The organism is Microbacterium sp. PMB16, assembly GCF_051294855.1.
Taxonomy (GTDB): Bacteria; Actinomycetota; Actinomycetes; order Actinomycetales; family Microbacteriaceae; genus Microbacterium.
Genome location: NZ_CP145908.1, coordinates 215,410 through 238,135 on the forward strand (window position 1 = coordinate 215,410; position 22,726 = coordinate 238,135).

Sequence of the window (22,726 nt, forward strand, 5' to 3'; positions counted from 1 at the left end):
ACGATCATGACCACTCCCACCGCTCCCCCGACCACCGCTCCGACCACCCAACTGGGTCCGGCGATCACGGTCACGGGCACCATCCGCGACCGTTACGAGGAGATCCTCACGCCGGAGGCGATCGCCTTCCTCACCGAGCTGCACCATCGTTTCGCGTCGCGCCGCCATGACCGGCTCGCCGACCGGATGCGCCGTCGCTTCGAGATCGGCAACGGGCACGACCCGCGTTTCCGCGACGACACCCGCCACATCCGTGACGATGCCGAATGGCGCGTCGCCGGTGCCGGCCCCGGGCTCGAGGACCGCCGCGTCGAGATCACCGGCCCGACCGACCCGAAGATGACGATCAACGCGCTGAACTCCGGCGCGCGGGTCTGGCTCGCCGACCAGGAGGACGCCACCAGTCCCACGTGGAAGAACGTGATCGAGGGCCAGCTGTCCCTCCGTGACGCGATCCGCGGCGAGCTCTCCTTCACTTCCCCGGAGGGCAAGGAGTACCGCGTCACGGCCGAACGCACCCCCACGATCGTGATGCGCCCGCGCGGCTGGCACCTGCCCGAGAAGCACGTGCAGTTCACCGACCGCGCGGGGCGTCGCACCGCGGCATCCGGTTCGCTCGTCGACTTCGGGCTGTACTTCCTGCACAATGCGCAGGCGCTGATCGACGGCGGCCGCGGTCCGTACTTCTACATCGCCAAGATCGAGTCCAGCGAGGAGGCGAAGCTCTGGGACGACGTGTTCTCGTTCAGCGAGGAGTACATCGGCATCCCGCACGGCACCATCCGCGCGACAGTGCTCATCGAGACGCTGCCCGCAGCCTTCGAGATGGACGAGATCCTGTACGAGCTGCGCGATCACTGCGCCGGTCTCAACGCCGGACGCTGGGACTACATCTTCTCGATCATCAAGAACTACCGCGGCCGCGGAGCGCGCTTCGTGCTCCCCGACCGCAGCGAGGTCACGATGACGGTGCCGTTCATGCGGGCGTACACCGATCTGCTGGTGCAGACCTGCCACAAGCGGGGCGCCTTCGCGATCGGCGGCATGAGCGCGTTCATCCCCAACCGTCGCGACCCCGAGGTGACGGCGCGAGCGATCGAGAAGGTTTCGGCCGACAAGAAGCGCGAGGCCGGCGACGGCTTCGACGGCACCTGGGTCGCGCACCCCGACCTGATCCCGACGGCGCAGGCGGAGTTCGATGCCGTGCTCGGCGACCGGCCCAACCAGGTCGATCGGCAGCGCGACGACGTGCGCGTCGAGGCGCGTGATCTGCTCGATCTGCGCATCGGCAGCGCGGTCACCGATCGGGGCGTGCGCGACAACGTCTCGGTCGCGATCCGCTACCTCGAGGCCTGGCTGCGAGGCCTCGGCGCCGTCGCGATCGACAATCTGATGGAGGATGCCGCGACGGCAGAGATCAGCCGTTCACAGGTGTGGCAGTGGATCCACCAGGACCGGACGACCCAGGACGGCACGCCGATCACCGTGGAGTACATCGAAGGGCTCATCGCCCAGGTGCTCGCCATGGCGACGCGGAGCGCCGGGGATCGGTTCGACGACGCCGCGGAGATCTTCCGTGAGGTCGCACTGCAGGAGGAGTTCCCCACCTTCCTGACTCTGGGTGCGTACAGCCGGTTCCTCGTCGACGAGGACTGATCCTCCCCAGGAAAGCCCCCGGTCGTCCGCTCCCCGCGGATCGGCCGGGGGTTTCCGCATCCGCCGACGCGAACCCTGTGGAGAACGCTGCGCGTCGACGGTCGTCCACCGTACTGTCGCCGGATGACGACGCCCCCACCTCCTCGCCTTCCCCGCCCTTCTCCTGCGGTCGACCGATCACGAATGGTCGCGTCGATCGCACTCAGCCTGCTGACTGCCGCCGCGTCCGCCTCGGTACTGGCCGTCCGGGTGTTCGAGCCGCGACCCCACGTCGTCGCGCCGCCTGCCACCGCGACGTTGATTCGCGTGTTCGAGGGGAGTGCGGAGTACTGGCTCGTTCCTCCGATAGTCGCACTCGTCCTCATCGCGGGGCTCCCCCGCCGAAGAGATCTCCATGCGCTCCCGGCTGTCCTCGCGGTGACCGCGATCGGCCTGACGTTCCTCTGCCACCTCGTTCCGCGCATCGCCGAGTTGGGTGCGCTCGTCGGCATAGGAGACGCGTGAAGCGCCTGCATCCGCGCCCGCCCCGCGGCCCACCGCGAGGCCGGCACGAGGCGTAGCCTGATGGCATGACCGACGCCTGGACCAGCATCGCCGACGAGTTCCTGCACATCTCCCGCTCCGGCGTGCGGGCGGTCGCCGTCGCGGGGAGGGATGCGGAGCGCTCTCGCTCCGCCGCCGATTCGCTCGCTGCCGCCCTCGTCGAGGCAGGCCAGAGGGTGGAACGGGCGCACAGCGCGGATGGCGACGAGACGGCGCTGCGCGAAGAGGTCATCGCTCCGTTCCGCGCGGCTCCGCGAGACGACCGCGTGCTGATCGCCTCGGGCCCGGCGACCCTTCTCAGCGAGACCGCCCGGGGGATGTGGAACTTCACTCTCTGGCAGCTCGCCGGCGACGAGCCGCCGCATAGCGTGGCATCCGCTCTGGTCGATATGACCGACCCGGAGAATCCGACACGGCGGTACGCCGACTTCTGCGGGCTGCCGTCGTCCTACGGCGCGTGACCGCGCGCATCGACGTCACGTGAAGGACGCCGCCACGGAATTCCGGTGGTAGTCGAACACGATGCTCGTGCGCGTCGAGGCGACGCTCGACTGGGCCGACAGATGCTCGAGCACGAATTCGCGCATCTCCGACGAGTCGGCGACCGCGATGTGCAGGAGGAAGTCGTCATCGCCGCCGAGGAAGAACAGTTGGATGACCTGCGGCAGCCCGCGGACCCGGTCGGCGAATTCGACGATGCTCTCCCGGCGACCGCTCGGGCGCAGCGTCACGCCGATCACCGCCTGCAGCCCTGCCCCCAGCATTCGCTCGTCCACACTCGCGTGGAATCCGCTGATGACGCCGCGGTCGACGAGGGCACGCAGGCGCGCGTGTGCGGTGGAGGGAGCGACGCCGAGGTGGCCCGCCAGCTCGGCATTGGTCATCCGGCCATCGGCAGACAGCAGCTGCACGATCCTGGCATCGGTCGTGTCCAGCGCGGGAGCCCGAAGAGTATTCGTCTCGGGGGCGGTAGGCGAGGTCTCCATGCGAATGATTATGCAGGATGCGACGCTCGAGCGAATCTTCTTCACTGAATCTGGTGCAGAGCCGACGTTTCTGCGATTCTTGATCACCGTCCACGCACAAGCAACTCTGGAGGATCGATGAAGATCGGCGTGCCCACCGAGGTCAAGAACAACGAGAACCGCGTCGCGCTCACTCCGGCCGGCGCTGACCGCCTGGTCCACGAGGGCCATCGCGTCCTGGTGCAATCCGGCGCGGGCGTGGGATCGCGCATCGACGACGACGCATACCGTGCCGCAGGCGCAGAGATCGTGCCGACCGCCGCCGAGGCATGGGGCGCGGCCGATCTGGTCATCAAGGTCAAGGAGCCGATCGCGCAGGAGTACGGCTTCCTCCGCCCCGACCTGACCCTCTTCACCTACCTTCACCTCGCCGCCGACCGCGCGCTCACCACAGCGCTGGTCGACGCCGGCACGACCGCCGTCGCCTACGAGACGGTGCAGCTGCCCGACCGCAGCCTGCCCCTGCTCATCCCGATGAGCGAGATCGCCGGCCGCCTGTCGGTCACGATGGGCTCCTACTCGCTGCTGCGCTCCAACGGCGGGCGCGGCACCCTTCTCGGTGGCATCGCCGGCACGCCCCGCGCGAAGACCGTCGTGATCGGCGGCGGCGTCGCCGGTGAGCACGCCGCCGCGAACGCGCTCGGCCTCGGCTCGAAGGTCACCGTGATCGACATCTCGCTGCCGCGCCTGCGTGAGCTCGAGCACCGCTACGGCGGCGCACTGGAGACGCGCGCCTCGAGCCGCTACGACATCGCCGAGGAGCTCGCGACCGCCGACCTCGTCATCGGCTCCGTGCTGATCCCCGGCGCCGCGGCTCCCAAGCTCGTCACGGACGACATGGTCGCCGGAATGAAGTCGGGCGCTGTGCTCGTCGACATCGCGATCGACCAGGGCGGATGCTTCGAGGGCTCCCGCCCGACCACGCACGACGACCCGACCTTCGCCGTGCACGACGCCATCTACTACTGCGTCGCGAACATGCCGGGCGCCGTCCCCGAGACCGCGACCCGCGCGCTCACCAACGCAACGCTCCCCTACGTCTCGGCGATCGCCGGCAAGGGCTGGGAGCGCGCGGCATCCGATGACCAGGCTCTCGCCAAGGGTCTGAACGTCCAGGGCGGGCGCATCACCCTGGATGCCGTGGCGCAAGCCCACGGTCTCCCCACCGCCTGAGCCCCCTCCCCGAGCACAGCCTGGATCAGAAACGTCGCTCCCCGAGCCCGCGCAGCGACGTTTCTGATCCAGACCGCCAGGCGCGAGGGCGCGCGACCACCCGGCATCCGAAAGAACTCCGGTTCTTCGTGCCGACTCGCCCGGCGGACCGGCCACCGACCCGAGTACGCTCGTAGTCGTGACCGAACGCGCTCCCCTCTCCCGCAAGCTGTCCGCCATCGCCGAGTCGGCGACCCTCAAGGTCGATGCCAAGGCGAAGGCCCTCAAGGCCGAAGGCAAGGACGTCGTCTCGTACGCCGCGGGCGAGCCCGACTTCGCGACGCCGCAGTTCATCGTGGATGCTGCGGCAGAGGCACTGGCTGACCCGGCGAACTACCGGTACACCCCGGCAGCCGGTCTCCCCGCGCTGCGCGAGGCCATCGCCGCGAAGACACTCCGCGACTCCGGCCTCGAGGTCTCCCCCAGCCAGGTCATCGTCACGAACGGCGGCAAGCAGTCCGTCTACCAGGCCTTCCAGGCGGTCGTGAACCCGGGCGACGAGGTTCTGCTCCCCGCCCCGTACTGGACCACCTACCCCGAGGCGATCCGTCTCGCCGACGGCACCCCGGTCGAGGTGTTCGCCGGAGCCGACCAGGAGTACAAGGTCACCGTCGAGCAGCTCGAGGCCGCGCGCACGGAGCGCACCACCGCACTGGTCTTCGTGTCGCCGTCGAACCCCACCGGATCCGTGTACACCGCTGACGAGACGAAGGCCATCGGCGAGTGGGCACTCGAGCACGGCATCTGGATCGTCAGCGACGAGATCTACCAGAATCTCACCTACCCTTCGTCGGGCTCAGGGACCGCCACCAAGGCGACCTCCATCGTCGAGGCTGTCCCCGAGGTCGCCGGGCAGACGATCCTCGTGAACGGCGTCGCCAAGACCTACGCCATGACCGGATGGCGCGTGGGCTGGATGGTCGGTCCCGCCGACGCGATCAAGGTCGCCGGCAACCTGCAGTCGCATCTGTCGAGCAACGTGAACAACGTGGCGCAGCGAGCAGCCATCGCAGCGCTCAACGGACCGCAGACCGAGGCCGAGCAGATGCGCGAGGCCTTCGACCGCCGCCGCAAGCTCATCGTGTCGGAGCTGTCGAAGATCCACGGCCTCGTCGTGCCGAACCCGCTCGGCGCGTTCTACGTGTACCCCGACGTGCAGGGCCTCCTCGGTCGCACCTGGGGCGGCGTGACGCCGACGACGTCGCTCGAGCTCGCCGATCTCATCCTCGAGCAGGCCGAGGTCGCAGTCGTCCCGGGTGAGGCCTTCGGACCCTCCGGCTACATCCGCATGTCCTACGCGCTCGGCGACGACCAGCTCCTCGAGGGCGTGCAGCGCTTGCAGCGTCTGTTCGCCTGACCCCGACGCGCAGCCTTCGGCTCAGTCCTCCGACTGGTAGCCGATGAGCCAGCGGATGCCGTAGCGATCGGTGACCGTCCCGTCGAAGTCGCCCCACGGGCGCTTCTGCAGGGCGTCGATCACTCGGCCTCCGTCGGCGAGCGCGTCGAACCACCGAGTGAGCGTCGCAGCATCCGCCGTTCCCAGGAGCGAGAAGAACATCCCGTTCATCTGCACGGCGTCGCCGTCTGCTCCGGCATCCGCGCCGGCGAGGTCGACGAGGCCGCTGAGCTGGCCGTGGGCGACGGCGTCGCCGGGGCCGTCGTGCCGCCCGGCCTGTGCGTAGTCCATCACCCGCAGCTCACCGCCGAAGACGGACTGGTAGTGGTGCAGGGCCTCCGCCGCGTTGCCGGGGAACAGCAGGTAGGGCATCAATCCGCTCATGCGGCGAGTGTAGCCGCGGGGTCGGACGCCGCTACAGGTCGACGCCGACGAGCACCGGCTCCGGCTGCAGCACGAGCCCGAACTCCGCGTGCACCCTGCTCTGGATGAAGCGAGCGAGCTCGGCGACCTCGCCGGCGGTCGCGCCGCCGCGGTTGGTCAGCGCGAGCGCATGCTTGGTCGACACCGATGCGCGCGACCGCGGGAGCTTGAACCCCTTGCGGATGCCGGCCTGCTCGATGAGCCACGCCGCGCTCACCTTCACGTCCGGCGCGTCCGTCTTCGTCTGCGGCACGAGTCCGTCGTACGAGGCGAGCGGGATCACGGTCACCGTGTCGAGATCCGGTGAGACCGGAAAGCGGGGGCACCCCGGCGGCAGCGCCCTGGCCACGGCCTCGGGGACGACCGCGTTCTGGAAGAACGAACCGACGCTGTGCGTGTCGAGGTCGGCGTCGTCGAGGAGCATGCCCTTCGACGCGCGGGTCGCCAGGATGCGGTCGCGCACCCAGCTCAGCGGCACCGGCGCGTCGTCGACGAGCCCGAGCGCCCGCCGCAGCTGCTCGCCACGCACGATGCGCTGGTCGGCCACGAGCAGGTCGAACGTCGCCGACAGGATGACGGCGCGTCGTGCGGACACACTGCCGTAGTGGTGCTTGAGCACCGAAGTACGGAAGCCGAGCCCGAGTTCGGACGCCGGCACGGTGGAGATCTCACCGTTCGATTCGTCGATCAGCTCGACCTCGACCAGGGTCTCCTGGATCTCCTGCCCATACGCGCCGATGTTCTGCACCGGCGCAGCACCCGTCGTACCGGGGATGCCGGACATCGCCTCGAGGCCCGCATAGCCGTGGCCGACGGCGTATGCCACCAGGTCGTCCCAGCCGTGCCCGGCCTGCACACGGAGCCGGATGCGCCCGGGATGCGGCGAGGGAAGCTCGTCGATCCCGCTGGTCCGCACGCGGATCACGGTCCCCTCGAACGACTCGTCCCCCACGAAGAGGTTCGAGCCGCCGCCGAGCACGAACCATTCGTCTCCGCGCGACCAGGTCTCGCGCAGAGCATCGACGAGCTCTTCGGTGGTCGATGCCTCCAGCATCCGTTCGGGCGCAGCGCCCGTGCGCAGCGTGGTCAGCTGCGAGAGACGGATCGGCTCGATCTCTCGCACCTCAGAAGCCCCCATCAGAGCGCGACGCGAAGCTGCGCCTTGACGAGCACCGTGGTCTCGCCGAACGTGACCTTGAGATCGATGCGCGCGGCCGTGTCGTCGACAGCGCCGACCGTGGCGACGACGCGGATGTCTGCGCCATCGACCGGGTCGACGACGACGGGCTTCGTGAAGCGCACGCCGTAGTCGAGGATCTTCGCGGAAGGGTCGAGGGCCGCGATCACGACGGACGAGGCGATGCCCATCGTGAGCATGCCGTGCGCGAGCACTCCAGGAAGACCGACGGATGCCGCGATGTCGTCACGGTAGTGGATGGGGTTGAAGTCGCCGGATGCGCCGGCGTAGCGCACGAGTGACTCGCGGGTGAGGTGCACGTCGCGCTCGGCGACGACGTCTCCGACGGTGTAGCCCATCAGGCGCCCTCTCCTTCGTCAGCGCCGACCAGCAGCACGCTGGTCGCCGTCACCACGTGTGCGCCCGCGGCATCGGAGATCGCGGCCTCGCTGGTGATCATCGCATTGCCGCCCATCATCCGGATGGCGGTGACGCGCAGCTGCCCGGTGAGCTCGTCGCCGGCGACGATCGGTCGGCTGTAGGTGAAGCGCTGCTCGGCGTGGATCGTGCGCGCCAGCACGATGCCCGAGTCCTCGAGGGCCAGCAGCTGCTGGAGCGTGTGGTCCTGGATCACCATCGCGAACGTCGGCGGAGCGACCACGTCGGCGAAGCCCGCCGCGCGGGCGGCCTCGACGTCGGTGTGCTGCGGAGCGTCGGCGAAGACGGCGCGAGCGAACTCGCGCACCTTCTCCCGGCCGACGAGGTACGGGGCCGTCGGCGGGAACTCCCGGCCGATCAGATCTTGGTTCACTGCCACCCCTCGATCCTACTTCGCCCGCGCCACGAGGCCGTCAGGGCTCAGGGCTTCTTGCGGCCCCGGATCGCTTTCATCGCCATCTGCACGGCGATGAAAGCGAGGTATACCGCGAACAGGATGTTCCCGGTGAAGGGGTCGAGAAGCGTGGCGAGCCACGCCCCCAGCGCCGTCGTCGTACAGGCGGAGACGCCGACGAAACCGGCGGCCACGAGATCGACGTTTCGGTTGCGGAGGTTCCCGATGGTGCCGGAGATGGCCGTCGGGATCATCATCAGCAGCGATGTCCCCTTGGCGACCAGGTCGCTCGTACCGAAGGCGAGCATGAGCACGGGCACCACGATCACGCCGCCGCCGACACCGATGAGTCCCGCCAGGATTCCGGTCACCACGCCGACACCGACGAGCGCGAGGCCGTTGAGCAGCTGCAGGTCGAACGCCGCCTCGCGCGGCGGGATCACCAGGAACAGGGTCACGATCACGATCGCGAGGAATCCGACGAAGAACCATCGGAGCGTCGTCTGCGAGATCTTCGGGAGCAGACGCGTGCCGATCTGCGCGCCGACCACGGAACCTGCCGCGAGGATGAGTGCCGGGATCCACGCCACCGAGCCGTGGATCGCGTACGACACCACGCCGACCGCAGCGGTCGGGACGATCGCGGCAAGCGAGGTGCCTGCCCCGAGTCGCTGATTGAAGTGCAGCAGCAGCACGAGCAGCGGAACGATGACCGTGCCCCCGCCGACGCCGAACAGGCCGGAGAGAAGCCCCGCGAGGAGGCCGATCCCGATGAATGCCAGGTAGGCGCGAGGCCCTCGGGTCAGGGTCTCTGCATCACTCACCGGATCAGCCTACTCGCGGGGCTCTCCCGCTCTCGACGTCAGACCTCCGAATCCGTCCTGATCGGCACGGCGATCGACTCGGTCAGCGCCTGCTCGTATCGGCGCTGACGCCGACGCAGCCACAGTCCGCCGACGACGAGAAGCGCCAGCACGACGTAGGCCGTCGCGGCAAAGGGCTGTACGAACAGTGTCGACAGGTTGCCCTGGCTCAGCTGCAGCGCCTTGCGCAGGTACTCCTCCCCCATCGGCCCCAGGATCATGCCGACGACGAGCGGAGCCACCGGATAGCCGTACCGTCGCATGAAGTATCCGAGGACGCCGATGACCGCCAGGATCAGGATGTCGACGACCGCGAAGTTCAGCGCATAGGCGCCGAAGGCGGCGAACAGCAGGATGCCCGCGTACAGGTACGGCCGCGGGATCTGCAGCAGCTTCACCCACATGCCGACGAGGGGCAGGTTGAGGATGATGAGGATGACGTTGCCGACGTACAGGCTCGCCACCAGCGCCCAGACGAGCGCCGGCTGGTTCTGGAACAGCTGCGGTCCCGGCTGCAGTCCGTACGCCTGGAAGGCGACGAGGATGATCGCCGCCGTCGCGGTCGTGGGCAGGCCGAGCGTGAGCAGGGGAACGAGCACACCGGCCGCCGCCGCGTTGTTCGCGGACTCGGGCCGGCGACCCCCTCGATCGCTCCGCGACCGAACTCGCTCTTGTGCCGCGAGAGCTTGCGCTCGGTGGCGTAGGAGAGGAACGTCGCGACGTCGGCGCCACCCGCGGGGATGGTGCCGATCGGGAAGCCGATCGCCGTGCCACGCAGCCAGGGCTTCCAGGAGCGCTTCCAGTCGCTCTTGGTCATCCAGCTGCGCCACCCACGGGTCACCGGGATCACATCGACGCCACCGTGGCGCAGGCGCGCCGCGATGTACAGCGTCTCGCCCACGGCGAAGAGCCCGACCGCGACGAGCACGATGTCGATTCCATCCGACAGCGGCAGCAGTCCCAGCGTGTAGCGCTGTTGCGCCGTGAGGGTGTCGGTGCCGACCAGTCCGAGGAACAGACCGACGCCGAGCGACATCATCCCGCGCGGGACGGAGTTGCCGATCAGCGCCCCGACCGTGATGAATGCGATCACGATGAGCGCGACGTAGTCGGCCGGGCCGAGGTTGACGGCGAACTGCGCCAGCACGGGTGCGAGCAGGGTGAGCCCGACGGTGGCGATGGTGCCGGCGACGAACGAGCCGATCGCGGCGGTAGCGAGGGCAGCAGCCCCGCGCCCCAGCTTCGCCATCTTGTTGCCTTCGATGGCCGTGACTATGGATGCCGATTCACCCGGCGTATTCAGCAGGATGCTGGTGGTCGAGCCACCGTACATGCCGCCGTAGTAGATGCCGGCGAAGGTGATCAGTGCCGCGGTGGGGTCGAGCGTGTAGGTGAGCGGCAACAGGAGCGCGACGGTCATCGCCGGTCCGATGCCGGGGAGCACGCCGACCGCCGTTCCCACCAGCACACCGAAGAAGGCGAACACGAGGTACTGCGGCTGCAGCGCCGTCGCGAAGCCTTCGAGAAGCAGAGTCCAGCTATCCATCAGAACACCTCCCCGAGCCATCCGAGAGCCGGCCCCAGGGCAGCGACAGCCCCATCAGGCCGCCGAAGACCACCTGGATCACCAGACTCACACCGAGCCCGATGACGAAGGCCAGCCACCAGCGCGTGGCGCCGAGCGCCCACGCGACCACACCGAAGAGCACGGTGGCCGCCGGCGCCCAGCCGATGATGTCGATCAGCAGCAGGTGAGCGACCACGGCTCCGACGATCTTCGCGATCGTGAGCCAATCGGTCTTGGCGTCCGGGTCGATGTCCTCGCCCTCCTCGACTTCCGCGCGCTTTCCGCGCAGCACGTCGACCAGAACGGCCGCGGCCGAGGCCAGCAGGATGATCGAGACGAAGATCGGGAAGATCGTCGGTCCGGCTTGCACTCCGACCGGGACGTGGATCGTGAACACTCCCACGAGCGCGAAGACGCCGAGGGCGAGCATGAGGAGAGCGAAGACGAGTTCGCCGAGGGGAACCCGCGGGGCGGGCCGAGTCGCCTCAGCCCGCCCGCTCACCCCGAGGATCGGGGCATTCATGTCAGATCAATCCGATGTTCTTGAGCGTGCCGGTCACATCGGTGATGTTCTCCGTCAGGAAGCTGTCGAACTCGTCGCCGGTCAGGAAGGCATCCGCCCAGCCCTTGGTCTCGAGCTCGTCCTTCCACGCGCCGGAGTCGTGCATCTCGGTGACGATGCGCTCCAGTTCGGCGCGCTCCGCATCGGAGATGCCACCGGGAGCGATCACGCCGCGCCAGTTGGTGAGCTCGACGTCATAGCCTTCCTCGGTGATGGTCGGCACGTCGGGAAGCGACGCGACCGGCTCGGCGCCCGAAACCGCCAGCGCCCGCATCGACCCGTCCTCGATGTACTGGAGGAACTCGCCGACGCCGGAGATGCCTGCGGCGACCTTGTTTCCGACGAGCAGCGAGACGGCCTCGCCACCGCCGGAGTTCGGTGTGTAGTTGAGCTTCTCGGGGATCTCCTCCGCATCGAGTCCGGCGGCTTCGAGGAGCAGGCCGGCGAGGATGTGATCGGCACCACCCGCAGAACCGCCGGTCACCGTCACCTCCTGTCCTTTCTCGACGATGTCCTCGACGAGATCCTCGAGGGTGTCGTACTTCGAGTCCTCCGGCACCACGATCACGAGCGACTCATCGGTGAGCCGGGCGATCGGGGTGGTGTCCTCGAGCCGCACGGTCGACGCGTTCGTCTCGATCGCACCGACCATCACGAGACCCATGACCATGAGGGTGGCCGGGTCCTTCTCGTTCGCGAGCTGCGCGAGGCCGACGGTGCCGCCCGCGCCGCCGACGTTCGAGACCGGGGCAGATCCGACGATCTCGTCGTCGGCCAGCACCTGCGACATCGCGCGGCCGGTCTGATCCCAGCCGCCACCGGGGTCGGCCGGGACGATGATCTTGACATCCTCGATGGCCGCGGCGTCGTCGCCTCCGCCGCCTCCGCTGCCCGAGCCCGTGCTTCCGCCGGCGCATGCTGTGAGTGCGAGTGCTGCGGCCGCGAAGACGGCTGTCGCCGCCACCAGACGTGTGTGCTTCATGTGCGCTCCTCCTTGAGCGTTGGTGTTGCTGTCGGTCCACTCTGGAGGGACGAGGGTGGGTGCGGGGGCTTCGGAAACCATTGGTCGGAGTTCTGAAACTATTGTTCGCGAACGCCGCAGGGGACTCCTCGCCGTCGGTCGCGGGAGCGACGAGAATGAGCAGGTGGCCTCGAAGATGACGCTCCGAGTGCAGCTCCTCGCCCTGCAGGCGCTGATCGTGTTTCTGGTGACCCTCGCGACCGGCATCGTCGCAGGGGCTCTGCAAGAACAGGCGCTGCGCGAGTCGTACAAGGACCGCATGCAGGCCGTCGCCCAGTCGATCGCCTCGCTCCCCACTGTGCGCGAGGCCTTCGACGACGTGGACCCGGCGGCGACCATCCAGCCGATCGCCGAGGTCATCCGCGAAGCGTCGGATCTCGCCTACGTGGTGGTGGCCAATGCCGACGGCATCCGCTATTCCCACCCGAACCCGTACCGGATCGGCGAGAAGGTCTCGACCGATCCGTCCATCCCGCTCGCGGGTGAGGTGTACGTCGGCACCCAGACCGGCACGCTCGGAACATCCTGGCGGGTGAAGGTGCCGATCTTCGCCGATGACGGGACGGTCATCGGCACGGCATCCGTCGGCATTCTCGAGTCGGAGCTGAACGACGAGTTCATGCGGAACCTCGCCTGGCTGATCTCGGCGATGCTCGCCGCCGCAGTCCTCGGCGTCTTCGGCTCGGCGTGGGTGACCTCGGTGATCCGTCGACGCATCTACCTGCTCGAACCGGATCAGATCGCGGCCCTCGTGAAGAATCAGGAGACCACGCTGCACGGTCTGAGCGAGGGCGTGATCACGGTGAACGCGGCCGGCCGGATCACGCTCGTGAACGATGCCGCTGCCCGCTTCCTCGACAGGGATGCCGCGGAGCTCGACGGCGCGGATGCGGCATCCGTGCTGGGCGAAGACCTCCACACGGTGCTCCGCGAGGGAGAGGATGCCGGGCGGCCGGTGATCGTCGGCTCGCACGTGCTCGTCGCGCGGAGCACCGGGAGCCTGGTCGAGGGCGTCGACGTCGAGGCCACTCTTCTGTTGCGCGACCACACCGAGCTGCACGACGTGGTGCGGCGGGTGGAGGCGGCGGATGCGATCATCGCGTTCCGCCAGCGGTTCGGGCTGCCGAAGGGCCTCAGCGCCGAGACTCTCGATCGCGTCGCCGCTGCGCTCACCGCACGACCCGACGCGTCGGCGACAGAGATCGGGGCCGATGTGCAGATCTCGCGGGTGAGCGCCCGGCGGTATCTCGAGCACCTTGCGAGCTCGGGGCGGGCGATCCGCACTCTCGACTACTCCACGAAGGGTCGTCCGGGCACGCGCTATCGCGCGAACGACGCGGTCTGATCGCTTCACCCTCGCTCCGCGCTCGCATCCGCGATGCCTGGTACGCAGTGCCGTGATATGCGAAACTGAATTTCAGCGCGCGCCGCCGTCGCCTCACCCGGATCGAAGGAGATCTCATGGTTCGCAGCACCTATCCCGACGCGGAGATCCCTGCCGTCTCCGTGTACGACTACCTCTTCGGTGACCTCGACGAGGCGCGCCTCGACGCGACCGCCCTGATCGATGGCACCAGCGGTGCCGAGACGAGCTACCGACAGCTGATCGCCCAGATCGACTTGTTCGCCGGGGCTCTCGCCGCCCGAGGTGTGGGCGTCGGCACCCGTGTCGGCGTGCTGTGCCCGAACATCCCGGCGTTCGCGACCGTCTTCCACGGCATCCTGCGCGCCGGGGCCACCGCGACCACGATCAACTCGCTCTACACTCCGGACGAGATCGCCAATCAGCTCACCGACGCCGAGGCCGACTGGCTGATCACGGTCTCCCCGCTACTCCCCGGTGCGGAGGCGGCGGCTGCGAAGGTCGGGATCTCCGCCGACCATCTCATCGTGCTCGACGGCGCGGAGGGGCACCCGTCGCTTCCCGCACTCCTCGGCGAGGGGCGCACCGCGCCGGCGGTGACGTTCGATCCCGCCGAGCACCTGGCGGTGCTCCCCTACTCCTCCGGGACGACCGGACGCCCGAAGGGCGTGATGCTCACGCACCGCAACCTCGTCGCGAACGTGAGCCAGTGCCGGTCCACGATCTCGCTGGCCGACGACGACCGCGTCCTCGCGGTACTCCCTTTCTTCCACATCTACGGGATGACCGTGCTGCTCAACTTCGCGCTGCGGCAGCGCGCCGCGCTCGTGACGATGCCGCGATTCGACCTCACCGACTTCCTGCGGGTGGTCGCGGAGCACCGCACGACCTGGGTGTTCATCGCCCCGCCGATCGCGGTCGCACTGGCGAAGCATCCGCTGGTCGACGAGTTCGACCTCTCGTCCGTCAAGGTGATCTTCTCGGGGGCGGCGCCGCTCGACGGCGCCCTCGCCTCAGCCGTTGCCGCGCGCCTGGACTGCACGGTGTGCCAGGGATACGGCATGACCGAGACCAGTCCGGTGACACACGCCATTCCCGCCGACCGCGACGACATCGACCGCTCCTCCGTCGGGCTGCTGCTGCGCAGCACCGAGGCTCGCCTGGTCGATTCGGAGACCGGCGCCGACGTGGTCGTGCCGACAGAGGGGGCGAGCGAACCGGGTGAGCTGCTCATCCGCGGCCCGCAGGTCATGAAGGGGTATCTCAACCGTCCGGATGCCACCGCCGAGATGCTGGATGCCGACGGGTGGCTGCACACCGGAGACGTCGCCACCGTCACACACGACGGCATCTTCCGGATCGTCGACCGCCTCAAGGAGCTGATCAAGTACAAGGGATACCAGGTAGCCCCTGCGGTGCTCGAGGCCGTGCTGCTGGAGCATCCGTCCATCGCGGATGCCGCCGTGATCGGCGTGCTCGACGACGACGGCCAGGAGGTACCGAAGGCGTTCATCGTGCGGCAGGCGGATGCCGATCTCGACGCGGATGCCGTGATGGCCCACGTGGCCGCCCACGTCGCACCGCACGAGAAGGTGCGACAGGTGGAGTTCATCGACGCGATTCCGAAGTCGGCATCCGGGAAGATCCTCCGCAAGGACCTCCGAGCTCGCTGACCTCCCCCTGCCCTGGCCCCCAGCAACGACGAAGCCCGCCACCCCGGAAGGGGCGGCGGGCTTCGTCGTGAAAGAGGTGCTTACTTCTCGACAGCGTCCTCGGCGGCAGCCTCGGCTGCTTCACCCTCGGCCTGCGACTCGGCACCGGCGTCAGCCGCGGGTGCCTCCTCGACAGCGGCGTCCTCGGCGGGAGCCTCCTCAGCGGGAGCCTCCTCGACGACCTCAGCCGGCTTCTCGGCCTTCGAAGCGGCAGCAGCCGTCTTCTTGGCGGACTTCGGCTTCGGGTTGACCGGCTCGAGAACGAGCTCGATGACGGCCATCGGAGCGTTGTCGCCCTTACGGTTGCCGACCTTCGTGATGCGGGTGTAGCCACCCTCACGGTCAGCGACGAGCGGTGCGATCTCGGTGAAGAGAGTGTGCACGACGCTCTTGTCGCCGATGACCGACAGCACGCGACGGCGTGCGTGCAGGTCGCCGCGCTTGGCGAAGGTGATCAGTCGCTCGGCGAGCGGACGCAGGCGCTTGGCCTTGGTCTCGGTCGTCTTGATCGACTTGTGGGTGAACAGAGCAGCCGCGAGGTTGGCAAGCAGCAGGCGCTCGTGGGCGGGGCCGCCTCCGAGGCGGGGACCCTTGGTGGGCTTAGGCATGATCTAACTCCTGGTCAGAAAGGTCGGGTTTCAGAAGGACTCGTCTTCGCTGCCGCCGTAGAAGTGGGCGCCGTCGAAACCGGGCACCGAATCCTTGAGCGACAGACCGAGCGAGATGAGCTTGTCGCGCACCTCGTCGACCGACTTCTGGCCGAAATTGCGGATGTTCATGAGCTGCGTCTCCGACAGGGCGACGAGCTCAGAAACGGTGTTGATGCCTTCACGCTTCAGGCAGTTGTACGACCGGACCGAGAGGTCGAGGTCTTCGATCGGCATCGACAGCTCGCTGGAGTTCACTGCCTCCACCGGCGCCGGGCCGATCTCGATGCCCTCAGCCTCGACGTTCAGCTCGCGAGCGAGACCGAACAGCTCGGTGAGCGTCTTGGCAGCCGAAGCGACGGCGTCGCGGGGGCTGATCGACGACTTGGTCTCGACATCGAGGACGAGCTTGTCGAAGTCGGTGCGCTCTCCGGCACGAGTCGCCTCGACGCGGTAGCTGACCTTCAGGACCGGCGAGTAGATCGAGTCGATCGGGATCTGACCGGCCTCGGCGTACTCGTTGCGGTTCTGCGTCGCGGAGACATATCCACGGCCGCGCTCGATGGTGAGCTCGAGCTCGAACTTGGCGGTCTCGTTCAGCGTCGCGATGACGAGCTCGGGGTTCTGGACCTCGACACCGGCCGGAGCCGAGATGTCAGCGGCGGTCACTTCGCCCGAACCGGTCTTGCGCAGGTACGCGGTGATGGGCTCGTCGCGCTCCGAGGAGACCACGAGCTGCTTGATGTTGAGGATGATCTCGGTGACATCCTCCTTCACGCCGGGGATGGTGCTGAACTCGTGCAGCACGCCGTCGAGACGAACGCTGGTGACAGCGGCGCCGGGAATCGACGACAGCAGGCTGCGACGCAGCGCGTTGCCGATCGTGTAACCGAAGCCGGGCTCCAGAGGCTCGATGATGAACCGGCTACGGTTCTCGACGATCTTTTCCTCGGTCAGTGTGGGACGCTGTGCAATGAGCACTCTGTGTTCCTTTCGATCACATGCCCGCTATATGACATGTGGTGTGGTGAGGTCTTCAATTGTGTAAGTCGATGCCCGTCCCTGAGCATGTCGAAGGGCGGGCGTCGAGCCGCTCGGCCCCCGAAGGGCCGAGCGGCTCGACTAAGCCGGGTCAGACGCGGCGGCGCTTCGGCGGGCGGCAACCGTTGTGCGCCTGCGGGGTGACGTCCGAGATCGAACCGACCTCGAGGCCTGCGGCCTGGAGGGAGCGGATCGCGGTCTCGCGGCCGGAGCCCGGACCCTTCACGAAGACGTCGACCTTCTTGACACCGTGCTCCTGCGCCTGACGCGCAGCAGACTCGGCAGCAAGACCTGCGGCGTACGGGGTCGACTTGCGCGAGCCCTTGAAGCCCACGCCACCCGACGATGCCCAGCTGATGACAGCGCCGGACGGGTCGGTGATCGAGACGATCGTGTTGTTGAACGTCGACTTGATGTGGGCCTGGCCCAGCGCGATGTTCTTCTTTTCCTTGCGGCGCGGCTTGCGCGCGGCGGCCTTGGGTGCAGCCATGAAAATGTTCTCCTAGTCCCTGGGGCCGCGTTTAGCGGGCCTTCTTCTTGCCGGCGACGGTGCGCTTCGGGCCCTTGCGGGTACGGGCGTTGGTCTTGGTGCGCTGACCACGGACCGGGAGACCACGACGGTGGCGGATGCCCTCGTAGGAGCCGATCTCGACCTTGCGGCGGATGTCTGCGGCGACCTCGCGGCGGAGGTCACCCTCCACCTTGTAGTTGCCTTCGATGTAGTCGCGGAGGACGATCAGCTGGTCGTCGCTGAGGTCCTTCACGCGGATGCTCTCGTCGATCTCGGTCGCCTTGAGGATCTCGACCGAGCGGGTACGGCCGACGCCGTAGATGTAGGTAAGGGCGATCACCACGCGCTTGTCGCGCGGGATGTCAACGCCGGCAAGACGTGCCATGCGGTTCTCCTGGATGTAGTGGAGGTATGGAACAGGATCGGTGCCCGGGCCTCCGCCCCGAGGTGTCCTCTCCGTCGGTTCCTGAGCCCCGACGAAGGATCTGATCCTGCCGTTTCGTATTGAGTTGTGAGATGTGCGCGAGCGGTGCCGCGCAGCGCAGGTCAGCCCTGGCGCTGCTTGTGACGCGGGTTGCTCTTGCAGATCACCATGACGCGGCCGTGGCGGCGGATCACCTTGCAGTGATCGCAGATCGGCTTGACGCTCGGGTTGACCTTCATGATGTTTCCTTATCGCTGTCTTCGTACCGCCCCGAACCGGGGCAGGCCGTTACTTCTCGACCGATCAGCGGTAGCGGTAGACGATACGGCCGCGGGTGAGGTCGTAGGGGCTGAGCTCCACGACCACGCGGTCTTCGGGGATGATGCGGATGTAGTTCTGCCGCATCTTGCCGGAGATCGTTGCAAGGACCTTGTGTCCGTTGCTGAGCTCAACGCGGAACATCGCGTTGGGCAGAGCCTCGGAGATCACGCCCTCGATCTCGATGACACCGTCTTTCTTAGCCATAGCCTCGCTGACGCTTCTGCAGACCGGTCGATCTGCGGTGGGTGGGTGGTGTGTGATGCCGAACCGATCGGACACGCCGAATCAAGGCACAAGGCACCAAAGATCAATTATATACGCCAGCGAGGGCTCCGGCAACCAATCGTCGCCGAAGCCCTCGCCTGAGTGTGAAGCGGGCAGGGAACCGCTAGATCACCGCTTGCGCGTCAGTAACCCAGGTCACTGCGCACGCCTTGAAGTTGAAGCTCAGCCCAAACGGCCCGCCGAGCGTCTTGAAGTTCCACTTCTTGGATGGGAAACACTGCCACATCACCTGAAAAGTCTTGTTCGAGCAAGACCCAATGATGTTGGCACCACTCCACCCGAATGACGAGCAAGTCGCGGAACCTGCTGCTTGGGCAGGGGTGGCGACTCCAAGCGGAACCAACAAGCCCAGCACCAGGGCCGCAGTCGCCCCCGCACCCGACAGTCGCCGAGCAACCTTGTTCCCTCGAGCCTTACGCGTAGCCCCACCCACACGTCTTGACGTAGAACTGTCCATCATCCATCCTCCGGTCTGTCAGTTACTTCAGACGAAGGTATTTGGATGAGCGCATCTCTCGCTAGACACTTTTCTCCAAGGTTTCGACAAAGTGTCCGAGCGATGACGGCGTTGAGGACAGCTACACCGCCGCACGCTCTCGCTATCCGAGAATCTTGCTGAACTCTGCGGGAATGTCCGCGTTGTTGATCCGGTCACCGTTGATCGTCACCGTCGGAGTACCCATTCGCCCTGTCTCGGGATCCGGCGGCGTCTCCTTGGTCCGGGCCGTAACGAACGACGAATAGGTACCATCCGAAATGCAAGAGGCGGCAGCATCTGCTCCGGCCTGAGTTGCAAGGCTGGTGAGCTCCTCGTCCGTCAGCCCGGCGCTGCTCTCCTGCGGCTGGTTGGCGAAGAGTGAGTTGAAGTAGTCGAGCGTAGAGTCCGGCGCCTCAGTCGCCACGCAGTACATCGAGTTCGCCGCGCGTGTCGAGTACTCAGTGTTCTGCGACAGGTGATCGAGAATCGAGATCGGATGGATGTTCAGAGTGATCTTCTCGTCCGCTGCTGCTGCCTGCAGCTGCTCGCCGTACGCGTCTTCGAACTGTCCACAGACCGGGCACATGAAGTCGACATAGGTGTCGATGGTCTCGTCGCCGCCACCGAAAGTGATGGCTCCGGTCTTCTCATTCACGATGTCGCTCTTCGGAGCGACTCCTGGGGCGGTGGCCTGGTTGTTGAGGAACACCACGAGACCGCCGAGGACGACGAGGATGACGACGACAGCCGCCGAGACCCCGATCGCGAACCAGTTCGTGTTGCTCTTCGCCGCTGCCATTACTTTCCGATCTCTCGAGGCTCGACCCCGAACGGGGCGAGTCCGGCTTTTCCGCCATCGGGCGCGGTCAGCACCCAGATACCCCCATCATGCAGGGCCACGCTATGTTCCCAATGTGAGCCATCAGTGCCGTCGACGGTGGTGACGGTCCAGTCGTCGTCCTCGACGTAGGTGGCCTCACCGCCTGCGGTGACCATCGGCTCGATCGCCAGGACGAGGCCGGGCTTGATCTCCTCGCCGCGGTCCGGCGTGCGGTAGTTGAAGACGCTGGGCGCCTCGTGCATCTTGCGCCCGATGCCATGGCCCACGTACTCGCGGAGGATGCCGTACGGCTCCCCCGAGACCGCGGATGGCCCCTGCGCCTCGATGTAACCCTGGATCGCCGCGCCGATCTCGTCGATGTACGACGCGGACGCCATGGCGGCGATACCCGCCCACATCGACCCCTCGGTCACGCGGGACAGCTCCTCGCGCTGTGCGACGAGCTCCGGGCGCTCGGGGTCGGGCACGACGACGCTGATCGCGCTGTCACCGTTCCATCCCTGGAACTGCGCGCCGCAGTCGACCGAGACGATGTCGCCCGGCCGCAGGACGCGCTCCCCCGGGATGCCGTGCACGACCTGCTCGTTCACCGACACGCAGATGGTGTGGTGGTAGCCGCGGACCAACTGGAAGTTCGACTCCGCCCCGCGCTCGACGATGGCGCGGTTCGCGGCCTCATCGAGCTGCAGCGTCGTGACGCCGGGACGGATCAACGGTCGCACGGCGTCGAGCGCCGCCGCGGTGATGAGCCCGGGCTCCACCATCGCTTTCAGCTGAGCCGGGGTCTTGTAGATCGACCGGCGGAACACCACGCGCTCCTCAGGCCGCGAGGCGCAGACCGCGAGCGGCCAGCGCCGCCGAGATGCGCTCGGTGATCTGATCCAGCGAGCCGACGCCGTCGATACGGTCGACGATGCCCTTGGCGCCGTAGACCTCGATGATCGGGGCGGTCTCGTGCTCGTAGATGTCGAGACGGTGCGCGATGGCGGCGTCGGTGTCGTCCGAGCGGCCCTGCTCCGCGGCGCGGAGTCCGAGGCGAGCGATGCTCTCCTCCCGCGGCACGTCGAGCAGGATGACCGCGTCGAGCGACTCGCCGCGACCGCTCAGGAACTCCTCGAGATGCGCCACCTGGGCGACGTTGCGGGGATATCCGTCCAGCAGGAAGCCGTTCGCAGCATCCGCCTGGGCAAGACGATCGCGCACGATCTCGCTCGTCAGCTCATCCGGCACCAGGTCGCCCGCGTCGAGGATCGCCGTGACCTGCTGGCCGAGCGGCGTCCCCTCCTTGATGTTCGCGCGGAAGATGTCTCCGGTCGACACGACCGGGATTCCGTACGACTCGGCGATGCGCACGCCCTGCGTGCCCTTGCCAGAGCCCTGCGGGCCGACGATCAGAAGACGTGCGGATGAGGTCACCGGAGGAGCCCTTCGTAGTGACGCTGCTGCAGCTGTGCATCGATCTGCTTGACCGTCTCGAGGCCGACGCCCACGATGATCAGGATCGATGCGCCACCGAACGGGAAGTTCTGGTTGGCGCCGACGGTTGCCAGGGCGATCAGCGGGATGAGCGCGATCAGGCCGAGGTACAGCGAGCCGGGCAGCGTGATGCGGGTGAGGACGTAGTCGAGGTACTCGGCCGTCGGACGCCCGGCACGGATGCCGGGGATGAAGCCACCGTACTTCTTCATGTTGTCGGCGACCTCGACCGGGTTGAACGTGATCGCGACGTAGAAGTAGGTGAACCCGATGATCAGCAGGAAGTACGCCGCCATGTAGACGGGGTGGTTGCCCGTGGTGAAGTTCGCGCTGATCCAGGTGACCCACGGCGCCGGCACGGAGCCGTCCTGAGGCGTGTTGAACTGCGCGATGAGAGCCGGGATGTACAGCAGCGACGAGGCGAAGATCACGGGGATCACACCCGCCATGTTCACCTTGATCGGGATGTAGGTGTTCGTGCCGCCATAGGTGCGGCGGCCGACCATGCGCTTGGCGTACTGCACAGGGATGCGGCGCTGCGATTGCTCGACGAAGACGACGAGCCCCATCACGATGATGCCGACCGCGAGTACCAGGAGGAAGACCTCGAAGCCCTTGGTCTGCCAGATGAGGCCCATGGCGCCGGGGAAGGTCGCGGCGATCGACGTGAAGATGAGGAGCGACATGCCGTTGCCGATGCCGCGCTCGGTGACGAGCTCGGCGAACCACATGATGAGTCCGGTGCCGGCGGTCATCGCCATGATGATGAGCAGCTGCGCCCACCACACGTCGTTGGTCAGGAGCTGCTGGCAGGCCGCGAGATCGGTCGAGCCGAACAGCTGACCGCTGCGCGCGACAGTGACGAGAGTCGTCGACTGCAGCAGTGCGAGCGCGATGGTGAGGTACCGCGTGTACTGGGTGAGCCGTGCCTGACCGGCCTGGCCCTCCTTGTGCAGTGCCTCGAAGTGCGGGATGACCACACGCAGCAGCTGCGTGATGATCGTCGCGGTGATGTACGGCATCACCCCGAGCGCGAAGATCGAGAGTTGGAGGAGCGCGCCACCGGAGAAGAGGTTGACGAGCCCGAGAAGTCCGTCGGCGCCGTTGTTCTGCGCCAGACATTCTTCGACGTTCGGGAAGTTCACGAACGGTGCGGGGACGTTGGACCCGAGTCGGTAGATCGCGACGATGGCGAGAGTGAAACCGATCTTCCGACGCAGGTCGGGCGTGCGGAAGATCCGCGCGATGGCGCTGAACAAGAACGTTCCTCCTGAAAAGTTGCCGATTCCCGAAGGACGGCTGAAAGACCAGGGTAACCCATCCGAGGAGCTCGGACTGCGTGGGCCCCCA

25 protein-coding genes and 1 pseudogene are annotated in these 22,726 nt (G+C 67.3%); 7 read left to right on the top strand and 19 right to left on the bottom strand.

The genetic code is table 11. The features are described 5' to 3' along the window. Positions 1 to 6: 6 nt before the first annotated feature. From aceB to V5D55_RS01115, 3 genes are all read left to right on the top strand, one after another. Positions 7 to 1,656 (top strand): malate synthase A, encoded by a 1,650-nt coding sequence (gene aceB / locus V5D55_RS01105; protein WP_435746822.1) that lies wholly within the window; start codon positions 7 to 9, stop codon positions 1,654 to 1,656. A gap of 123 nt (positions 1,657 to 1,779) precedes the next feature. Then, on the top strand, positions 1,780 to 2,160 hold the full coding sequence (locus tag V5D55_RS01110; RefSeq protein ID WP_435746824.1) for a hypothetical protein: 381 nt from the start codon (positions 1,780 to 1,782) through the stop codon (positions 2,158 to 2,160). A 65-nt stretch (positions 2,161 to 2,225) separates the two neighbouring features. Further along, positions 2,226 to 2,660 (top strand): hypothetical protein, encoded by a 435-nt coding sequence (locus tag V5D55_RS01115; protein WP_435746826.1) that lies wholly within the window; start codon positions 2,226 to 2,228, stop codon positions 2,658 to 2,660. Between the two features lie 15 nt (positions 2,661 to 2,675). On the opposite strand, the gene V5D55_RS01120 is transcribed toward V5D55_RS01115, so the two are convergent. Further along, a complete protein-coding gene (locus tag V5D55_RS01120) occupies positions 2,676 to 3,185 on the bottom strand; it encodes an Lrp/AsnC family transcriptional regulator (RefSeq protein WP_435746828.1) in 510 nt (169 codons plus the stop codon). 117 nt (positions 3,186 to 3,302) lie between these two features. Here V5D55_RS01120 and ald point away from each other — a divergent pair, with 117 nt between their 5' ends. Both ald and V5D55_RS01130 read left to right on the top strand, forming a co-directional pair. Beyond that, positions 3,303 to 4,397, top strand: coding sequence for an alanine dehydrogenase (gene ald / locus V5D55_RS01125; RefSeq protein WP_435746830.1), 1,095 nt, complete (start codon positions 3,303 to 3,305; stop codon positions 4,395 to 4,397). Positions 4,398 to 4,575: 178 nt separating this feature from the next. After that, a complete protein-coding gene (locus tag V5D55_RS01130) occupies positions 4,576 to 5,793 on the top strand; it encodes a pyridoxal phosphate-dependent aminotransferase (protein WP_435746832.1) in 1,218 nt (405 codons plus the stop codon). Positions 5,794 to 5,814: 21 nt separating this feature from the next. Here V5D55_RS01130 and V5D55_RS01135 read toward each other — a convergent pair whose 3' ends face one another. From V5D55_RS01135 to V5D55_RS01170, 8 genes and pseudogenes are all read right to left on the bottom strand, one after another. Then, positions 5,815 to 6,216: a VOC family protein gene (locus tag V5D55_RS01135; RefSeq protein WP_435746834.1), complete on the bottom strand. Its 402-nt coding sequence runs from the start codon at positions 6,214 to 6,216 to the stop codon at positions 5,815 to 5,817. 31 nt (positions 6,217 to 6,247) lie between these two features. Next, entirely contained in the window at positions 6,248 to 7,378 is a 1,131-nt protein-coding gene (locus tag V5D55_RS01140) for a UDP-N-acetylmuramate dehydrogenase (protein ID WP_435749238.1), read from the bottom strand. A 14-nt stretch (positions 7,379 to 7,392) separates the two neighbouring features. Then, positions 7,393 to 7,791 (bottom strand): MaoC/PaaZ C-terminal domain-containing protein, encoded by a 399-nt coding sequence (locus V5D55_RS01145; protein ID WP_435746836.1) that lies wholly within the window; start codon positions 7,789 to 7,791, stop codon positions 7,393 to 7,395. After that, a complete protein-coding gene (locus V5D55_RS01150) occupies positions 7,791 to 8,249 on the bottom strand; it encodes an FAS1-like dehydratase domain-containing protein (RefSeq protein WP_435746838.1) in 459 nt (152 codons plus the stop codon). The genes V5D55_RS01145 and V5D55_RS01150 overlap by 1 nt, the downstream gene beginning before the upstream one ends. A 41-nt stretch (positions 8,250 to 8,290) precedes the next feature. Beyond that, a complete protein-coding gene (locus tag V5D55_RS01155; protein WP_435746840.1) occupies positions 8,291 to 9,088 on the bottom strand; it encodes a sulfite exporter TauE/SafE family protein in 798 nt (265 codons plus the stop codon). A 38-nt stretch (positions 9,089 to 9,126) separates the two neighbouring features. Then, positions 9,127 to 10,673, bottom strand: a pseudogene (locus V5D55_RS01160) (tripartite tricarboxylate transporter permease). Beyond that, positions 10,666 to 11,217, bottom strand: coding sequence for a tripartite tricarboxylate transporter TctB family protein (locus V5D55_RS01165; RefSeq protein WP_435746842.1), 552 nt, complete (start codon positions 11,215 to 11,217; stop codon positions 10,666 to 10,668). Before V5D55_RS01165 ends, V5D55_RS01160 begins: the two are co-directional and overlap by 8 nt. 1 nt (position 11,218) lies before the next feature. Then, positions 11,219 to 12,238 (bottom strand): Bug family tripartite tricarboxylate transporter substrate binding protein, encoded by a 1,020-nt coding sequence (locus V5D55_RS01170; RefSeq protein WP_435746844.1) that lies wholly within the window; start codon positions 12,236 to 12,238, stop codon positions 11,219 to 11,221. A 163-nt stretch (positions 12,239 to 12,401) separates the two neighbouring features. On the opposite strand from V5D55_RS01170, the gene V5D55_RS01175 reads away from it, so the two are divergent. Next, positions 12,402 to 13,622 (top strand): PAS domain-containing protein, encoded by a 1,221-nt coding sequence (locus tag V5D55_RS01175; RefSeq protein WP_435746846.1) that lies wholly within the window; start codon positions 12,402 to 12,404, stop codon positions 13,620 to 13,622. 116 nt (positions 13,623 to 13,738) lie between these two features. Next, positions 13,739 to 15,313 carry an AMP-binding protein gene (locus V5D55_RS01180; protein ID WP_435746848.1) on the top strand — a complete coding sequence of 525 codons (1,575 nt, stop codon included), beginning with the start codon at positions 13,739 to 13,741 and terminating at the stop codon, positions 15,311 to 15,313. Between the two features lie 80 nt (positions 15,314 to 15,393). Here V5D55_RS01180 and rplQ read toward each other — a convergent pair whose 3' ends face one another. The 10 genes from rplQ to secY all read right to left on the bottom strand — a co-directional run bounded on the left by rplQ (position 15,394) and on the right by secY (position 22,635). Then, positions 15,394 to 15,960: a 50S ribosomal protein L17 gene (gene rplQ, locus V5D55_RS01185; RefSeq protein ID WP_435746850.1), complete on the bottom strand. Its 567-nt coding sequence runs from the start codon at positions 15,958 to 15,960 to the stop codon at positions 15,394 to 15,396. 30 nt (positions 15,961 to 15,990) lie between these two features. Then, complete coding sequence (locus V5D55_RS01190) at positions 15,991 to 16,980, bottom strand: DNA-directed RNA polymerase subunit alpha (RefSeq protein WP_120773743.1); 990 nt, start codon at positions 16,978 to 16,980, stop codon at positions 15,991 to 15,993. A gap of 151 nt (positions 16,981 to 17,131) precedes the next feature. Further along, positions 17,132 to 17,530 (bottom strand): 30S ribosomal protein S11, encoded by a 399-nt coding sequence (gene rpsK / locus V5D55_RS01195; RefSeq protein ID WP_046013422.1) that lies wholly within the window; start codon positions 17,528 to 17,530, stop codon positions 17,132 to 17,134. Positions 17,531 to 17,561: 31 nt separating this feature from the next. Next, on the bottom strand, positions 17,562 to 17,936 hold the full coding sequence (gene rpsM / locus V5D55_RS01200) for a 30S ribosomal protein S13 (protein ID WP_036276001.1): 375 nt from the start codon (positions 17,934 to 17,936) through the stop codon (positions 17,562 to 17,564). A 161-nt stretch (positions 17,937 to 18,097) separates the two neighbouring features. Next, the gene (gene rpmJ / locus V5D55_RS01205) at positions 18,098 to 18,214 is read right to left on the bottom strand and encodes a 50S ribosomal protein L36 (protein WP_005050492.1); all 117 of its coding nucleotides are present in this window, start codon (positions 18,212 to 18,214) and stop codon (positions 18,098 to 18,100) included. 64 nt (positions 18,215 to 18,278) lie between these two features. Further along, a complete protein-coding gene (gene infA, locus V5D55_RS01210) occupies positions 18,279 to 18,500 on the bottom strand; it encodes a translation initiation factor IF-1 (RefSeq protein ID WP_017201569.1) in 222 nt (73 codons plus the stop codon). A gap of 680 nt (positions 18,501 to 19,180) precedes the next feature. Further along, the gene (locus V5D55_RS01215; protein ID WP_435746856.1) at positions 19,181 to 19,858 is read right to left on the bottom strand and encodes a DsbA family protein; all 678 of its coding nucleotides are present in this window, start codon (positions 19,856 to 19,858) and stop codon (positions 19,181 to 19,183) included. After that, a complete protein-coding gene (map, locus tag V5D55_RS01220) occupies positions 19,858 to 20,712 on the bottom strand; it encodes a type I methionyl aminopeptidase (protein WP_435746858.1) in 855 nt (284 codons plus the stop codon). The genes V5D55_RS01215 and map overlap by 1 nt, the downstream gene beginning before the upstream one ends. A gap of 7 nt (positions 20,713 to 20,719) precedes the next feature. Further along, a complete protein-coding gene (locus V5D55_RS01225; protein ID WP_435746860.1) occupies positions 20,720 to 21,316 on the bottom strand; it encodes an adenylate kinase in 597 nt (198 codons plus the stop codon). Next, complete coding sequence (secY, locus tag V5D55_RS01230) at positions 21,313 to 22,635, bottom strand: preprotein translocase subunit SecY (RefSeq protein WP_435746862.1); 1,323 nt, start codon at positions 22,633 to 22,635, stop codon at positions 21,313 to 21,315. The genes V5D55_RS01225 and secY overlap by 4 nt, the downstream gene beginning before the upstream one ends. Positions 22,636 to 22,726: the final 91 nt, after the last annotated feature.

Excerpts from the sequence above, each read along its gene's own strand:
- aceB (WP_435746822.1), top strand. The coding sequence starts at position 7 with ATGACCACTCCCACCGCTCCCCCGACCACCGCTCCGACCACCCAACTG.
- rpsM (WP_036276001.1), bottom strand. The coding sequence starts at position 17,936 with ATGGCACGTCTTGCCGGCGTTGACATCCCGCGCGACAAGCGCGTGGTG.
- V5D55_RS01170 (WP_435746844.1), bottom strand. The coding sequence starts at position 12,238 with ATGAAGCACACACGTCTGGTGGCGGCGACAGCCGTCTTCGCGGCCGCA.
- V5D55_RS01120 (WP_435746828.1), bottom strand. The coding sequence starts at position 3,185 with ATGGAGACCTCGCCTACCGCCCCCGAGACGAATACTCTTCGGGCTCCC.
- V5D55_RS01180 (WP_435746848.1), top strand. The coding sequence starts at position 13,739 with ATGGTTCGCAGCACCTATCCCGACGCGGAGATCCCTGCCGTCTCCGTG.
- rpsK (WP_046013422.1), bottom strand. The coding sequence starts at position 17,530 with ATGGCTGCACCCAAGGCCGCCGCGCGCAAGCCGCGCCGCAAGGAAAAG.
- V5D55_RS01165 (WP_435746842.1), bottom strand. The coding sequence starts at position 11,217 with ATGAATGCCCCGATCCTCGGGGTGAGCGGGCGGGCTGAGGCGACTCGG.
- V5D55_RS01135 (WP_435746834.1), bottom strand. The coding sequence starts at position 6,216 with ATGAGCGGATTGATGCCCTACCTGCTGTTCCCCGGCAACGCGGCGGAG.
- V5D55_RS01145 (WP_435746836.1), bottom strand. The coding sequence starts at position 7,791 with ATGGGCTACACCGTCGGAGACGTCGTCGCCGAGCGCGACGTGCACCTC.
- V5D55_RS01215 (WP_435746856.1), bottom strand. The coding sequence starts at position 19,858 with ATGGCAGCGGCGAAGAGCAACACGAACTGGTTCGCGATCGGGGTCTCG.
- V5D55_RS01110 (WP_435746824.1), top strand. The coding sequence starts at position 1,780 with ATGACGACGCCCCCACCTCCTCGCCTTCCCCGCCCTTCTCCTGCGGTC.
- rpmJ (WP_005050492.1), bottom strand. The coding sequence starts at position 18,214 with ATGAAGGTCAACCCGAGCGTCAAGCCGATCTGCGATCACTGCAAGGTG.
- infA (WP_017201569.1), bottom strand. The coding sequence starts at position 18,500 with ATGGCTAAGAAAGACGGTGTCATCGAGATCGAGGGCGTGATCTCCGAG.
- V5D55_RS01115 (WP_435746826.1), top strand. The coding sequence starts at position 2,226 with ATGACCGACGCCTGGACCAGCATCGCCGACGAGTTCCTGCACATCTCC.
- rplQ (WP_435746850.1), bottom strand. The coding sequence starts at position 15,960 with ATGCCTAAGCCCACCAAGGGTCCCCGCCTCGGAGGCGGCCCCGCCCAC.
- ald (WP_435746830.1), top strand. The coding sequence starts at position 3,303 with ATGAAGATCGGCGTGCCCACCGAGGTCAAGAACAACGAGAACCGCGTC.